Here is a 14,463-nt window from a genome sequence, read left to right on the forward strand (position 1 = left end):
CGGCTACTCTGCAGCGACAGTGGTTCGGCTGACACCATGGCCAATGATCTTGCCGCGTACTTCCTTGCCGTAATAGCTCTGCTCATCCTTGTGGAAGGTCTGTCGTGCGTCTTCCAGCGTGCCGACCTGACGGGGGTCGGCCGGCCGCTCAAAACTGTTGATGTAGGAGGCAACGTCCCAGGCTTCCTGATCAGTCAGGGTCTGGCCCTGGCTCAGCGGCATGTTGTATTTGATGAAGGAAGTTGCTGTGTCGATACGAGCCATACCGGCACCCCAATTGTAAGCTTCCGGACCCCACAGCGGCGGGAAGCGGACGTTGCCGGCGGCCTCGATGTGGCCCTGCCCATCGGCACTGTGGCAGAGGGCGCAATTGGCGGCATAGACTTTTGCGCCGCGCTCATAGTCGTAGCCGAGCTCGGTCTTGGCCACTTTGGGGTAGCCAGCGCCGGGGAGGGTTTGCCCTGCCGGCGTGCCGTCAGCGAGCCAGAATGCGTAAGCCTCAAGGTCGAGATAAACCTGATCGCCTAGCGGCGGCGGTCCGCCTGCCGGGGATGCAGGGGCGTTCATCGAGTAGGTGAAACAGCCGTGCATGCGATCCTGGAAGGTGTTGACCTTCTTGTTCTTGCCGCGGTACATCGGATACTTCGGATAGGCCCCCCACAGCGGTGCCGAAAATACTTTGCGGCCGGCATCGAGATGGCAGTTCACGCATGATTGACTGTTACCCGAGTACTGCGCAGCGAACTTCGGTGTATTGTTAAAGATGTCGCGGCCGCGCAGAACGGCTTCACCGAAGGGGCCGTCCGGTATTTCATCGTCTGTGGGTGGGGCGAAGAAGCCATCGATGCCCACCGGGATATGGGGTGCGGCCACCTGGACATCTTTGGCCCAGGCGGCACTGGCGGCGTGCATGGCCGCGCGATTGGCTTGGGCTACCTCCGCGCCGGGAGCATCGGGCAGGTCGACATCGGTCCCGACAGCGGCAGCCAGGCGCTGGAAACTATCGGAATAGAACAGCGTCACGCCGATGACGAACAGCACCAGGCCGATTGCGCCCGCCATGCCAAAGCGGCGCAGTGCGCTGCCGAAGCCAGTATTTTTGAAATTCGCGCTCATTCGTTGTTACTCCATCAAACCGTCAGGGCTCACTGAATCTGCGATGCCGGCGCACCGTCGAGCGGCAGAGTGGCGAGATAGTCGGCCACCGCGCGCATATCTTCCGGGGTCATGGCCTGGCTGATCTTGTCCATCAGCTGCTGCGGCGAGTTGCCACGTGCGCCAGCGTGCCATTGCGCGAGCTGGGAGAATGTGTACTCGGGCTGCTGGCCAGCGAGCACCGGGAAGGAAGGCTCTACGCCCTCGGCGCCGGAGCCGTGACACTGCACGCAGGCGGGCACGTTGCGCTTCCAGTCTCCTTCATGGGTGATCTGGCGGCCGCGTTCGAGGTCACCATCCAGCCGTGGGCCGACCCGCGAGGGTAGGCGGATCTGGGCATAGTAATTCGCCAGTTCGTGCATCTCGTCCTCGTCCAGAGCCTTGGCGACGTAGATCATATGGGCGTTATCACGGGTGCCATCGCGAAAGTCGACGAGCTGTTTGAGCAGATAGTCGCTTAGCTGGCCCGCCAGACGCGGCGTGGTGGCAGTACCTTCGCCAGCGGCGCCGTGGCATGAGGCACAACTCCAGACATGATCACGCCCGGCCTGTACCAATGTAAGAGTCTCGGGGCTGGCGTTACCCAGGCCTTCTGCCAGTTCGGCGGCGGGCATGACCGGTTCGGCGCTTACCGGGGTGATACGGGAGACGAACTGCTCGGCGGTAGTCAGATTATCGATGTAGGTCAGTGCGCCCCAGATGGCCAGCGAGCACGCTACGGCAATCAACAGCAGCGGAACCGGCCGGTATGGCTCATAGGGCTCAAAGTTGCGGTCAACCTTGGAAAGGTCGCGGTGCTCATCATGCTGCATTTAACGATCCTCCAGACGCTTGGCGAATCCCTGATCGCGCACAGCATTCTTTTCGTTGTCTACCGGATAGCTGCGATCCAGACTCTGCAGGTAAGCCACCAGATCGAGCGCTGGCTGCCTGGCCACTATGGTCTTGCCATCGGGACGGAATTCAGGTGGTAGTTTGACCACCATGTCACCGGGCTCGGCCTGTGCTTTCTCTTCGAACAGGAAAGGGAAGGCCGGCATGTTGCTCCAGTCGAAGATTGCCCGTGGCTGGTAGAGGTGCGTCAGATGCCAATCGGCACTGGGCAGCCGGGCGCCAACATTGAGCAGGTCGGGACCAGTGCGCATGGTGCCGAGCTGGTGCGGTCGGTCATAAACGTAATCCGCCGCCACTGATGGACGGCCCCAGCCTTGAGCTGCGTCGGCGAGCGTCTGTTCATGGGAGCGCGGTTGCTGGCTATGGCAGTACACGCAGCCAAGATTGACGTACTGCTGGCGCCCGGCGAGCTCCTGGGCGGTATAAGGCTGGAGCCCTGCCGGCGCTTCCTCGATACGAATCTGGATGCCAGGCAAAATGACCAGCATCAAGGTGGCGAAGGCCAGGATCGCAATCGCCCCCACGGCGATTGGCAATAGACGGTTCATCATGTCAGACAGTCTCCGCAATAGCTGCCGGCTGCACCGAAGCGACCGATCTTACGGCCTGCTTGTTCAGCAGCAGCGCCGCAATGTGAACGGCGAAAATGAGATGGCCGAAGGTCATCAATATGCCGCCGATCGAACGGGCTTGAAGGTAGGGCTGCAACATTCGAGTGATATCACCGAACGGTCGCCCGACTTCAAGCAGGCCCATGCCTTGCAGCCAGCCGCCGATGGAAACGGCGAAAAAGTAAATCGAGAAGCCCACTACCACCAGCCAGAAGTGCAGGTTAAGCAGGCGCGGCCACGGCCATTCGCGCTTGGTCAATAGCGGTAGCATGTAATAAAAGGCGCCGAACATGACCATGCTGGTGAAGGCATAAGCACCCAGGTGCGCATGACCTACCGTGTAATGGGTGAAGTGCGTCACCGAGTTGATCGAGCGCAATGCTTCCAGCGAGCCCTGGAACGAGGCCAGGGTGTACATCAGTGCGCCGATGGAGACGAAGCGCAATGTCACCGACTGCTTGAATGCCCACAGGTTTGCGAGCACTGTGCCGTGCTGGTTGATCGCCACGGCGATCACCGGGATGAACATCATCATGCTGTGCACGATTGACAGCGTCACGACCCAGGTTGGCACCGGGCCGCCAATCAAGTGGTGAATGCCCACTTGGCTGTAGAACAATGCCAAACCCCAGAACCCGAGCAGGGATACTGCGTAGGAAAAGACCGGCTTACCGACGATCTTGGGAATCAGGTAGTAGGCTGTACCGACACCGAGCGGGGTCAGCCACAGGCCGAGTACGTTATGCGCAAACCACCAGTTGACCGTGGCATGCTGGACGCCAGCGTGCAGTCCCGGAAACTTGGCAATGAAGAAGAGGATCGGGAACCAGCACAAGCCGCCGATCAGATACCAGGCGGTGACATAGATGTGATGTACCTGACGGTGCCGAGCAGTATCCACCAGTGCGATGGCCATACAGGCACCACCGATGCCGAGCAGAATACCAACAGGCCAGGGCATCTCCAGCCACTCGGCACCCTCGCTGTACCCCAGACCGATGGCGATCACCGCCAGCGTGGTCGCCGTCATCCATACGCAAGCGCCGAAAAACGCCAGATTCGGGCGGCGCAGCGGGGTGCGGAACATGCGTGGCACCATCCACATTGCCGCAGCGATACCTGCCATCGACAGCCAGCCGTAGGAGACCAGGTTCAGGTGCATGGTGCGCACCCGGCCGAAGGTCATCACTGCCGAGTCAGCGAGAAAGTCAGGCAAATGCAGTTTGAACGAGGAGATCAGGCCAAACAGGGAGCCGACGATCAACGCCAGTACCGCACCTGCCACCATCAGCACTACTACCTTGTGACCGGCCTCGTCGATCCGAGCACGGGCAGCGTCAAAGCCTTGTTGCTTGGCGTCCTTGTGTGACTGAAACGCGGTGGAGTCATCTGGCGTGCCGATTTCCCCCGGCTCAAAGATGGAGGCGGCGTCCTGCTGGTTGACGGAGAACTGGCGATTGGCAATCGCCCAGATCAGAAAACCCAGTGCGCCAAGGGAGGCGACGAAGCTGAGTGCTAGCAAGAGCCCCATGGTGGTCATGGCGAGATTCACTCCTTGCAGGTTTATTGTTATGGATTGCCCTGCGGTATTCAGGGGTAATCATCGGCGTCTGTACTCAGACTGCTTGATCATATTCAGAAACAATTAAGCGAGAATTAACGAGGAGCGGCAGGCACTGGAGGAGCATGAGGAAATGCAGTAACGGCTTTAGTTTCGCTTAATCGGGCAGGTGCATCCTTGCTGAAATGCATTGCTGGGGAGGAGTCGAAATTGTCTGTGTATCGACGCGCGCTTGCGGTTGTTTTGCTGTTTTCATGTTTCTTTGGTAGCGCATGGGCCAATGATGGCCTGTTCACCTGGGGACAGGAGCCCGAGCTGCTGGAGGCAGCGGAGGTCTTCGAGCTGACTGAGCTTCACCAGCAGGGTGACAGGGTCGACGCGGTCGGGCATGTTACCGATGGCTACTATGTTTATCGCCATTCGCTGAAGCTTCTTGACGGGCAGGGCGACCCGGTTGAGCTGGAGCTCACTGCAGGCACGGCCCAGCACGATGAGTTCTTCGGCGACACGGAAATCTACACAGGCGATATGCTGCGCCTGGCTTTTCCGGCACAGGTATCAGGCCCGCTGACGCTGCATTGGCAAGGCTGCGCAGAGGTGGGCTTCTGCTATCCCCCGCAAACCCTGCAGGTCGATCTGCCGACCAGCGGAGCGGGCGCTTCCCCGGTTCAAGACTCACCCACGCCGTCCCCCAGCCCAGATAACGCAACCCCGCATGCCGAGGTGGGCGAGGACCAGCAAGCTGCGCAGCGCCTCGCGACGCTCGGGCCGGTGTCCGGCACGCTGTTGTTCTTCGGCTTCGGCCTGTTGTTGGCATTCACCCCCTGCACTTTGCCGATGATTCCTATCGTCTCTAGCATGGTGGTTGGCAGTCAGGCCAAGCCAGGACGCGCTTTCGTTCTCTCACTGTTCTACGTAGTGGCAATGGCGGCGACCTACGCGGCCGTCGGCGTGGCCGCCGGGCTTGCGGGTGCCAATCTTCAGGCGACGCTGCAGTCGCCATGGCTGCTGGGTGCGTTTGCGGCGTTGTTCCTGATCCTGGCCAGCGCGCTGTTTGGCCTGTTTACCCTGCGCCTGCCCTCGGCACTGATGAATCGGGTCGAGTCGGCAGGGCGCGATCGGGCCGGGGGCAGCCTGGTCGGCGCCGCTGCCCTGGGCTTTCTGTCCGCTTTGCTGGTGGGCCCCTGCATGACCGCGCCGCTGGCGGGTGCGTTGTTGTATATCGGGCAAACCGGCAGTGCGGTCTATGGTGGTCTGGCCCTGTTTGCCCTCGGCCTCGGCATGGGGTTGCCGCTGTTGGCAATCGCAACCTTCGGGGCGCGCATCCTGCCCAAGCCTGGCGCCTGGATGGAGCGGGTAAATATTGCCTTCGGCTACCTCATGGTCGGCATGGCCGTAATGATGCTGGATCGGTTCCTGCCCGGTACCCTGAGTCTGCTTCTGTGGGGCGCCTGGATACTGTCAATCGCCATCGGCCTTCTGGCCTGGGCTCAGGGCGCGCTGGCCAAGCCGCGCCTAGTATGGACACTGCGTACCGGCGCAGCCTTCGTCGGGCTGTGGGCGGTACTGATGCTGCTGGGCGCGGCGTCGGGGGGCAGCTCGGTACTGCAGCCACTGGTGCATCTGGGCGGCGGTACGGCGGTAGCCTCTGCGGCAACCAAGCCGACCTATATCCAGGCCAAATCAGTGGAGGATGTGGATGCCCGTCTGGCAGAAGCAGCGGCACGGGGCGAGTGGACGTTGATCGACTTTTACGCTGACTGGTGCATCAGCTGCCATGTGATCGAGAGCCAGGTATTTGGTGATCCGGTGGTGGCGGAGCGCTTGGCACGCATGCAGATCGTGCGTCCAGATGTGACGCTCAACGATGCGACCGACCAGGCCCTGCTCAAGCACTGGGGCGTTATGGGGCCACCCACGCTCATTCTTGTGGGGCCGGATGGCACCGAGCGCCGCGACCTGCGCATGGTGGGCGAGGTCAACGCGAGTGAGTTTCTGGAACGTCTGAATGCAGCAGGCACACCATGATGAGTATCGGTCCGTTTCCCGTCAAAATTGTCGGCGTCTTCGCTGCCATATTGCTTGCCTGGCTGGTGACCCGCGCGGTTGCCAAGCGCCTGGCAGATGTTTCTCCCAAGCTGGCTGGCGCGGTGCTGTTCGATGCCGTGTTCTGGGGGGTGATAGCCGCCAGGCTGGGCTATATCGCCCAATGGTGGGAAGACTACTTCGCAACCCCCATGTCGATGCTTGCCATTGGCGACGGCGGATACTCATGGTGGATAGGGGTGCCGGCGGCGTTGGCGTTTGCCTGGTGGCGTACCCGTACGATGCGAGTGCGTCGCCCGGTACTGACAGGAATCGCGACCGGTGTCGCGGCCTGGTTCACGACCGGCTTGGTAGTGGGTCTGCTGCATCATTCGCCGCCCCTGCCGGAGCTGCACCTGGCGACGTTGGAGGAGCAACCCATCTCGCTGCTGTCCTACCAGGGCCGCCCGACCGTGGTCAATCTCTGGGCCACCTGGTGCCCACCCTGTCGCCGGGAAATGCCGGTGTTCGAGCAGGCTCAAGCAGCGTTTCCAGGGGTGAATATCGTCATGGTCAACCAGGGAGAAAGTGCCCAGCAGGCGCAAGCTTTCCTGGAAAGCCAGGGTCTGACCTTGAGCGATGTGCTGCTTGATCCGTTTTCCCGAACCATGCACGCCGTGGGTGCAAGAGCATTACCTACCACCTTGTTTTTTGATGCCGAAGGGCAACTGGTGGATTCGCATATGGGGGAGCTCACCATGGCCAGTTTCAAAAGCAATATGTCGCGTCATTTCGCGCAATCCGCGCAACTTGCTACAGACGAGGAGTAATCATGTTTTCAGGAGTTGTATTCGGCCAACGGCCACGCGTTGTTTTCGGTCTGGCAGCCGGCCTGATGTTGGTGGCTGGCTGTACACAGGCAGAGAATGGAGACCGGCCGCCAGCCATCAAGGCGTTGGAGGCCCAGGGGTTGACCATAACGCAGGAGTTCGATGTGAGCGGCGACCTGCGTGCCTTCGCCGGTGTCGCCGGTGATCAACCCATCGCGGTGTACATCACCAGTGACGGCAAGGCGATTGTGGGTACGCGGCTGGATGCCAATGGTGAGCCGATCGATGCCGCGACGCTTCAGGATCTGGTGGCCAAGCCGATGAGCGACAAAACCTGGGCGCAATTGGAAGACGCCACCTGGGTGCTGGATGGAGAGGCCGATGCGCCCCGTGTCGTCTATACCTTCAGCGACGCGAACTGCCCTTACTGCAATCGCTTCTGGGAAGCGGCCCGTCCCTGGGTGGACTCGGGCAAGGTGCAATTGCGCCATCTGCTGGTGGGCGTCATCAAGGCGGACAGCCCCGCCAAGGCAGCAGCCATTCTTGAAGCTCCCGATCCGTCAGCAGCGCTGGTGGAAAACGAAACGCATTTTGCTCAAGGCGGGATCACGCCGGCCAAGGGCGTTTCCAATAAGGTGCAGCAGATCCTCGACGATAACCAGATGCTCATGCACGCCACCGGCTTCCGCGGCACACCGGGCATCATCGTTCGGGAGAGCGATGGCCTGATCAGGAAGTTCAACGGCATGCCGCAGCCGGGGCAACTGGTCGAGGTATTGGGGGAGCGCTGACACCTGTCGGCACTACCCCGCGTGATGCAATCCTGAGGCTGGGTATCATCGATTCCAGGGCATTTTCATGAGTACGCGAGCGAGGCCGCAAAAACCAGAAATGCCCGCGAATACCAGTCCTGCGCCGACGAAACCGGAGAGCACGAGAAACCACGGCGAAAGCGTAACGCCGAGTACCGTTCCAAGTACAACCATTGAACCGGCGGCAATCTGCACTTGCCGCTGCAGTTCCATCGGTTGCGAGGCATCGCGGGTGACCGGCAGCCCGGCTTTCTTCCAGGCATCCAGGCCGCCTTCAAGCACATAGGCTTCACCGGCCACACAGGCGCCCAATATGTTCGCATTCATCTGGGTGCGGTGGCCGGACCGGCAGTGAAAAATGACCGCTGTCCCATCCTTCAGTGCGGTCTTGTCCGTAGCCAGTTGCTCCAGCGGAATATGACGGGCCTCGCTAATGTGTTCACGGGCATATTCATCCGCCGAGCGGATGTCCACGAGTATGGCGCCCTGATCCAGGTATTGATGGATCGTATGCGGGGAAACAGTCTTCAAAGACATAGATGAGCTCCTGTTAAGTGCTGGGGGCCTGGCAATACAATCTGTACAGCACCTGCATGACCTCCATCGCCTGAGGGCTGGCGATGCTGTAGTAAACCTGCTTGCCCTCACGGCGGGTGTTGACCAGGCCGTTGTGCCGCAGGACGGTGAGCTGTTGGGACAGGGTTGGCTGCTCTATGGCCGTTGCGTTGGCGAGATCGCCCACACAGTATTCACCTTGTGCCAACTGGCACAGCAGCAACAAGCGGTCAGGGTTAGCCAATACCTTCAACAAGCCACAAGCCTCCGTCGCATTGCGGCGAAGCGTATCGATATCGAGATCTACCATGTGGCTACCTGTCATTGAATCTGAATGCGTTGACAATACAGTTTATCTATATATATTTCAATATATTGTTAATTGGATGCAACCTCACCACCAGTCGAGATCACCCATGATATTTCGCCAGCTGTTCGACCCCCTATCCTCCACTTACACCTATCTGCTCGGATGCGAGGACACCAGGCAGGCTGTCCTGATCGATCCGGTTATTTCCGCAACGGAGCGCGATCTGCATGAATTGGCCGGGCTGGGCTTGAAACTGGCGTTTACGCTGGAGACCCATATACATGCCGACCATATCACCGCCGCATTGGAGCTGAAGCGCAAGACCGGTTGTCGTATTGCAGGCCCCGCCCTTGACCAATTGCCATGCACGGATGTGGGGATAGAAGAGGGTACTCCCTTCATGGTCGGCAGTCTGTGCTTCACACCCTTGCATACACCCGGACATACGGATGGGCACTTTGCCTACCTGCTGGGGGATCGCCTGTTCAGCGGGGATGCCTTGCTCATCGATGGTTGTGGCCGGACAGATTTCCAGAACGGCAGTGCCGATGAGCTGTTTCACAGCGTCAGGACCAAGCTTTTCGCGTTACCGGATGACACGCTGGTTTATCCCGGTCATGACTACCGTGGCCGCCGGGTCACTACCATTGCCCAGGAAAAGCAATGTAATCCCCGGCTGGGGGAAGCAATATCCCTGGAGCGCTTCAAGGAAATCATGGCGAGTCTGGACTTGCCGCACCCCACCTTCATTGACCATGCGGTACCGGGCAATCGTGAGTGCGGTGTATGTCCACCTGATCTCACGGATAACCTGCGTCGCTATTGCGAACAGATCGAGCAGAGTCCGCAGGGTTGATGGTCTGCCATTGATGCCGCCGCATCGGCTTGGCCGGATTCTGTTGTTGCCTACGGTAAGAATTCTTATCAAGATGCTCGGCGAACCTGTTCGAGATCTCTATGAATACGCCCGACCCTAGCCCCCCCAGTGATGATGATCTGCGCGCCATTGGCCGCTATCTGGACAGCCTGTGGCTGGAGCGTGGATTGGCCGCGCATACGCTGGAGGCCTATCGTACCGATCTTCACCTGCTGGCCGGTTGGCTCGTGGGGCGAGGTGGGCTGTATGAGGTCAGTCGGGGGGATTTGCTGGAGCACCTGGCCTGGCGTATCAACGCCGGCTATCAGGCCCGCTCCACCGCCCGGTTATTATCCTGCCTGCGCGGCTTCTACCGGCATGCGCTGCGTGAAGGACTGATAAGGGAAGACCCGACCCTGGATATCGCTATGCCCCAGCTCGGCAGGCCATTACCCGAAACGCTCAGTGAGGCGGACGTGGAGGCGCTGCTGGCGGCGCCGGATATTGCAGACAGCCTCGGCCTGCGGGATCGCTGCATGCTGGAGGTGCTCTACGCCTGTGGGCTGCGCGTCAGCGAGCTGGTCGGGTTGCGGCTGGATCAGTTGAATCCGCGCCAGGGGGTGCTGCGGATTACCGGCAAGGGTAGCAAGGAGCGGTTGGTGCCGCTGGGTGAGGAAGCCCTGGTCTGGATCGAGCGCTACTGCGAGGAGGCGCGGCCGCCGCTGCTCAAGGGCAGACCCAGCGATGTGCTGTTTCCCAGTCAGCAGGCGCGGCAGATGACCCGGCAGACCTTCTGGCATCGGATCAAGCTGCATGCGCAGCAGGCAGGGATTCGCAGCCCGCTGTCGCCGCATACATTACGCCATGCCTTTGCCACCCATCTGCTCAATCACGGGGCTGATCTACGGGTGGTGCAGATGCTGCTCGGTCACAGCGACCTGTCCACCACCCAGATCTATACCCATGTGGCCCGACACCGGTTGCGCGAGCTGCATGCCAGTCATCATCCCCGTGGGTGAGAAAACCGTTTCATGATAAGCTTGCCCGTCATCAAGAGGATTGATCAATGCGACTGAAACATCTGACAGCCGGCCTGCTCGCCCTGTGCGCCACCCAGGTCTGGGCTGATGTGGAGCAGAGCATCCGGCAGAGTCTGGATAAGCTGAACTTTCCCATGGCGGTGTCGGCGATTTCCGAGACGCCGGTCAATGGTCTGTATCAGATCCAGTTGGATAACGGTCGCGTACTGTACGGCAGTGCCGATGGCAAATATCTGGTGCAGGGCGCGCTGATTGCCGTCAATGACGGGCAGCCGCGCAACCTGACCGCTGAAGTCGAGGCTAAGGCCATCGGCGAGGTGATCAATGGCATTCCGCGTGAGGATCTGGTGATCTTCGCGCCCGAGCAGCCGAAAACGCATATTACGGTGTTCACCGATGTGGATTGCGGCTATTGCCGCAAGTTGCACGAAGAAATCGGTGACTTGAACGAGCTGGGTATCGAAGTGCGCTACGCTGCCTTCCCCCGCGCCGGTGTTGATAGCAAGACCGCAGAAGTCATGGGCTCGATCTGGTGTGCGGACGACCGCCAGGCAGCAATGACCCGCGCCAAACAGGGCAAGTCGGTAACGCCGGTCACCTGCGAGAATCCGGTAGCCGAGCAGTATCAGCTGGGCGCGCAGGTCGGTGTGCAGGGCACGCCGGCGATCTTCATGGCCAATGGGACGCTGGTGCCCGGCTACAAGCCGGCGCAGGCACTGGCGCAAGAGGCCATTGCCAATCAATAACAGCTCATCACGGATGGGCTGATCAACGCAGTTACTACAACATAGAGAAACGTGGGGGCTTGGTTTGAAACCGGTCAAAGTGGGTATATGTGGTCTGGGCACCGTTGGCGGTGGCACCTTCAATGTTCTGCAGCGCAACGCCGAGGAGATTGCCCGCAGGGCAGGCCGGGCGATCGAGGTGACCCATATTGCCACCCGGCACCCGAACCCCTCCTGCAATGTCGGTGACCATGTCCAGGTATGTGATGACGCCTTGGCGCTGGCCAGCAACCCGGATATCGATGTCATCGTCGAGCTGATCGGTGGCTACGACCTGGCGCTGAAGATCGTCATGCAGGCGATTGCCAATGGCAAGCATGTGGTCACTGCCAACAAGGCGCTGATTGCCGTGCATGGCAACGAGATTTTCGCCGCGGCCCGCGAGAAGGGCGTGATGGTGGTGTTCGAAGCGGCGGTAGCTGGCGGCATTCCGATCATCAAGGCGCTGCGCGAAGGGCTGGCGGCCAACCGCGTCCAGTGGCTGGCGGGCATCATCAACGGCACCGGCAACTTCATCCTTACCGAGATGCGCGACAAGGGCCGGACCTTCGCCGATGTGCTGGCTGAAGCCCAGGCGCTGGGCTATGCCGAGGCGGATCCGACCTTTGACGTGGAAGGCATCGATGCTGCGCACAAGCTGACCATTCTGGCGTCGCTGGCGTTCGGTATCCCGCTGCAGTTCGACAAGGCCTACACTGAAGGCATTACCAAGCTGACCACCGCTGATGTGAACTACGCCGAAGCCTTCGGCTACCGCATCAAGCACCTGGGTATCGCCCGGCGCACCGCTGATGGTGTCGAGCTGCGCGTGCACCCGACGCTGATTCCGGCGGACCGTCTGCTGGCCAATGTACATGGCGTGATGAACGCGGTGATGGTCAACGGCGATGCGGTCGGCTCGACCTTGTATTACGGCGCCGGTGCCGGTGCGGAACCCACCGCGTCCGCGGTGGTGGCGGATATCATCGATGTGGCCCGCGCCATGGCCACTGAGCCGAGCAGCCGGGTGCCGCATCTGGCCTTCGGTGCCGACACGCTGTCTGATCTGCCCGTATTGCCGGTGGGCGACGTAGAAACTGCCTACTATCTGCGGCTGCAGGCGCAGGACCGCCCTGGCGTTCTGGCGCGAGTGGCAAGCATCCTGTCCGAGCGTGGCATCAATATCGAATCGATCATGCAGAAGGACGTCGAGGAACAGGACGGTCTGGTGCCGATCATCATCCTCACTCATCGGGTCCGCGAGCAGAGCATGAACGACGCCATCGCCGCCATGGAAGCTCTGGATGAAGTCGCCGGACCGCTGATGCGAATCCGCGTAGAACAATTGGACTAAACCGAGCTGGGAGTGGAGAGCCGACGTGCTGCCAGCGTCAGGCTCCTGCTTCAAGCCAAAACCTGAAGGGTTTTGTAATGCGTTATATCAGCACTCGCGGCCAGGCGCCGGCTCTGAATTTCGAAGACGTGTTGCTGGCCGGCCTGGCCAGCGATGGTGGCCTGTATGTGCCGGAGAACCTGCCGCGCTTCACCCAGGAAGAGATCGCTTCCTGGGCCGGCCTGCCGTACCACGAACTGGCTTTCAACGTGATGCGTCCGTTCGTTGCCGGCAGCATTGCCGATGCCGACTTCAAGGCGATCCTCAAGGATACCTACGGCGTGTTTGCCCACAATGCGGTGGCGCCGTTGCGTCAGCTGGATGCCAACGAATGGGTGATGGAGCTGTTCCATGGCCCGACCCTGGCATTCAAGGATTTCGCCCTGCAGTTGCTGGGCCGCCTGCTTGATCACTTCCTGACCAAGCGTGGCGAGCGCGCAGTGATCCTCGGCGCTACGTCCGGTGACACCGGCTCGGCCGCCATCGAAGGCTGCCGCCGCTGCGAAAGTGTGGATATCTTCATCCTGCATCCGCACAACCGGGTATCCGAGGTGCAGCGCCGGCAGATGACCACTATCCTCGGCGACAACATCCACAATATCGCCATCGAAGGCAACTTCGACGATTGCCAGGAGATGGTCAAGGCCAGCTTCGCCGATCAGGGCTTTCTCAAGGGCAACCGGCTGGTCGCAGTCAACTCGATCAACTGGGCGCGGATCATGGCGCAGATCGTTTACTACTTCCATGCTGCCCTGCAGCTGGGCGGCCCGCAGCGCTCCATGGCGTTCTCGGTACCGACCGGCAATTTCGGCGATATCTTCGCCGGCTATCTGGCGCGCAACATGGGTCTGCCGATCAGCCAGTTGGTAGTGGCTACCAACCGCAACGATATCCTGCACCGCTTCATGAGCGGCAACCGCTACGACAAGGACACCCTGCATCCGTCGCTGTCGCCATCGATGGACATCATGGTGTCGTCCAATTTCGAACGCCTGCTGTTCGACCTGCATGGCCGCAACGGTGCGCTGGTCAAGGAGTTGATGGACAACTTCAAGCAGACCGGCAAGCTGACCGTGGAGGATGAGCGCTGGACCGAGGCCCGTCGTCTGTTTGATTCACTGGCAGTGGACGACGCAGCTACCTGCGCGACCATCGCCGACGTCTATCGCGATTGTGGCGAATTGCTCGACCCGCACACAGCCATCGGGGTTCGCGCTGCCCGTGAATGCCGGCGCAGCATGGCCACGCCGATGATCACCCTGGGTACCGCGCATCCGGTCAAGTTCCCGGAAGCCGTGCGCAAGGCCCAGGTGGAGGAACCGCATCTGCCGGCGCATCTGGCAGATTTGTTCGAGCGTGCCGAGCGTTGCAGTGTGTTGCCCAATAGCCTGACCGACATCCAGCAGTTCGTGGCGGCCCATGGCAATCGGGGCAAGCCGCTGTAACGCGCAGCCGTACTTTGCCCGGGCTAGTAGCGTGCCTGTTCTGCAGAGGGGCACGCTGCAGGCCCGCACGTGTAGCGCAGGTGCGCGGCGCCTTCAAAACGGTGCGCTTTAAACGGGCGCATTGGTTGGCGGAAGGCTGGTCCGCTTTTCGGGTTGTCGGGCACCTGCTCGACGACGGGGCAGCAGAACACTGGTATGGCCGTGGTTCCTCA

14 protein-coding genes are annotated in these 14,463 nt (G+C 60.7%); 8 read left to right on the plus strand and 6 right to left on the minus strand.

Annotated elements, in window-relative coordinates; all coding sequences use genetic code 11:
• Positions 1–3: 3 nt before the first annotated feature.
• The 4 genes from BM267_RS13060 to BM267_RS13075 form a co-directional block, all read right to left on the minus strand.
• A complete protein-coding gene (locus BM267_RS13060; protein WP_456236216.1) occupies positions 4–912 on the minus strand; it encodes a c-type cytochrome in 909 nt (302 codons plus the stop codon).
• Between the two features lie 233 nt (positions 913–1,145).
• Positions 1,146–1,967 (minus strand): c-type cytochrome, encoded by an 822-nt coding sequence (locus tag BM267_RS13065; RefSeq protein ID WP_074781032.1) that lies wholly within the window; start codon positions 1,965–1,967, stop codon positions 1,146–1,148.
• The gene (locus tag BM267_RS13070; RefSeq protein ID WP_235818285.1) at positions 1,968–2,600 is read right to left on the minus strand and encodes a cbb3-type cytochrome c oxidase subunit II; all 633 of its coding nucleotides are present in this window, start codon (positions 2,598–2,600) and stop codon (positions 1,968–1,970) included.
• 1 nt (position 2,601) lies between these two features.
• Positions 2,602–4,200: a cbb3-type cytochrome c oxidase subunit I gene (locus BM267_RS13075; protein ID WP_074781030.1), complete on the minus strand. Its 1,599-nt coding sequence runs from the start codon at positions 4,198–4,200 to the stop codon at positions 2,602–2,604.
• A gap of 237 nt (positions 4,201–4,437) precedes the next feature.
• Here BM267_RS13075 and dsbD point away from each other — a divergent pair, with 237 nt between their 5' ends.
• From dsbD to dsbG, 3 genes are read left to right on the plus strand one after another with little or no spacing between them, the layout of a single operon-like run.
• Entirely contained in the window at positions 4,438–6,249 is a 1,812-nt protein-coding gene (gene dsbD / locus BM267_RS13080; RefSeq protein ID WP_235818288.1) for a protein-disulfide reductase DsbD, read from the plus strand.
• Positions 6,246–7,076 (plus strand): TlpA disulfide reductase family protein, encoded by an 831-nt coding sequence (locus BM267_RS13085; protein WP_074781024.1) that lies wholly within the window; start codon positions 6,246–6,248, stop codon positions 7,074–7,076. Before dsbD ends, BM267_RS13085 begins: the two co-directional genes overlap by 4 nt.
• A gap of 2 nt (positions 7,077–7,078) precedes the next feature.
• Entirely contained in the window at positions 7,079–7,867 is a 789-nt protein-coding gene (dsbG, locus tag BM267_RS13090; RefSeq protein ID WP_074781021.1) for a thiol:disulfide interchange protein DsbG, read from the plus strand.
• Between the two features lie 45 nt (positions 7,868–7,912).
• On the opposite strand, the gene BM267_RS13095 is transcribed toward dsbG, so the two are convergent.
• Positions 7,913–8,425 carry a rhodanese family protein gene (locus BM267_RS13095; protein ID WP_074781018.1) on the minus strand — a complete coding sequence of 171 codons (513 nt, stop codon included), beginning with the start codon at positions 8,423–8,425 and terminating at the stop codon, positions 7,913–7,915.
• Between the two features lie 13 nt (positions 8,426–8,438).
• Positions 8,439–8,753: an ArsR/SmtB family transcription factor gene (locus BM267_RS13100; RefSeq protein ID WP_218144728.1), complete on the minus strand. Its 315-nt coding sequence runs from the start codon at positions 8,751–8,753 to the stop codon at positions 8,439–8,441.
• 106 nt (positions 8,754–8,859) lie between these two features.
• Here BM267_RS13100 and BM267_RS13105 point away from each other — a divergent pair, with 106 nt between their 5' ends.
• From BM267_RS13105 to thrC, 5 genes are all read left to right on the plus strand, one after another.
• Complete coding sequence (locus BM267_RS13105) at positions 8,860–9,609, plus strand: MBL fold metallo-hydrolase (protein WP_074781012.1); 750 nt, start codon at positions 8,860–8,862, stop codon at positions 9,607–9,609.
• A 101-nt stretch (positions 9,610–9,710) separates the two neighbouring features.
• Positions 9,711–10,628 (plus strand): site-specific tyrosine recombinase XerD, encoded by a 918-nt coding sequence (gene xerD, locus BM267_RS13110; protein WP_074781009.1) that lies wholly within the window; start codon positions 9,711–9,713, stop codon positions 10,626–10,628.
• Between the two features lie 47 nt (positions 10,629–10,675).
• Complete coding sequence (dsbC, locus tag BM267_RS13115; RefSeq protein ID WP_074781006.1) at positions 10,676–11,395, plus strand: bifunctional protein-disulfide isomerase/oxidoreductase DsbC; 720 nt, start codon at positions 10,676–10,678, stop codon at positions 11,393–11,395.
• Positions 11,396–11,459: 64 nt separating this feature from the next.
• Positions 11,460–12,767, plus strand: coding sequence for a homoserine dehydrogenase (locus tag BM267_RS13120; protein ID WP_074781004.1), 1,308 nt, complete (start codon positions 11,460–11,462; stop codon positions 12,765–12,767).
• A gap of 77 nt (positions 12,768–12,844) precedes the next feature.
• Complete coding sequence (gene thrC, locus BM267_RS13125) at positions 12,845–14,251, plus strand: threonine synthase (RefSeq protein ID WP_074781001.1); 1,407 nt, start codon at positions 12,845–12,847, stop codon at positions 14,249–14,251.
• The last annotated feature ends 212 nt before the right edge of the window (positions 14,252–14,463 follow it).

Origin of the sequence: Halopseudomonas bauzanensis (assembly GCF_900114735.1) — a bacterium.
GTDB classification, from domain to species: domain Bacteria; phylum Pseudomonadota; class Gammaproteobacteria; order Pseudomonadales; family Pseudomonadaceae; genus Halopseudomonas; species Halopseudomonas bauzanensis.

Bases quoted from the DNA above. Each gene is read 5' to 3' on its own strand.
- BM267_RS13105 (WP_074781012.1), top strand. From the start codon at position 8,860: ATGATATTTCGCCAGCTGTTCGACCCCCTATCCTCCACTTACACCTAT.
- BM267_RS13095 (WP_074781018.1), bottom strand. From the start codon at position 8,425: ATGTCTTTGAAGACTGTTTCCCCGCATACGATCCATCAATACCTGGAT.
- BM267_RS13070 (WP_235818285.1), bottom strand. From the start codon at position 2,600: ATGATGAACCGTCTATTGCCAATCGCCGTGGGGGCGATTGCGATCCTG.
- BM267_RS13100 (WP_218144728.1), bottom strand. From the start codon at position 8,753: ATGGTAGATCTCGATATCGATACGCTTCGCCGCAATGCGACGGAGGCT.
- xerD (WP_074781009.1), top strand. From the start codon at position 9,711: ATGAATACGCCCGACCCTAGCCCCCCCAGTGATGATGATCTGCGCGCC.
- BM267_RS13075 (WP_074781030.1), bottom strand. From the start codon at position 4,200: ATGACCACCATGGGGCTCTTGCTAGCACTCAGCTTCGTCGCCTCCCTT.
- dsbG (WP_074781021.1), top strand. From the start codon at position 7,079: ATGTTTTCAGGAGTTGTATTCGGCCAACGGCCACGCGTTGTTTTCGGT.
- BM267_RS13060 (WP_456236216.1), bottom strand. From the start codon at position 912: ATGCACGCCGCCAGTGCCGCCTGGGCCAAAGATGTCCAGGTGGCCGCA.
- BM267_RS13065 (WP_074781032.1), bottom strand. From the start codon at position 1,967: ATGCAGCATGATGAGCACCGCGACCTTTCCAAGGTTGACCGCAACTTT.
- thrC (WP_074781001.1), top strand. From the start codon at position 12,845: ATGCGTTATATCAGCACTCGCGGCCAGGCGCCGGCTCTGAATTTCGAA.
- BM267_RS13085 (WP_074781024.1), top strand. From the start codon at position 6,246: ATGATGAGTATCGGTCCGTTTCCCGTCAAAATTGTCGGCGTCTTCGCT.
- dsbC (WP_074781006.1), top strand. From the start codon at position 10,676: ATGCGACTGAAACATCTGACAGCCGGCCTGCTCGCCCTGTGCGCCACC.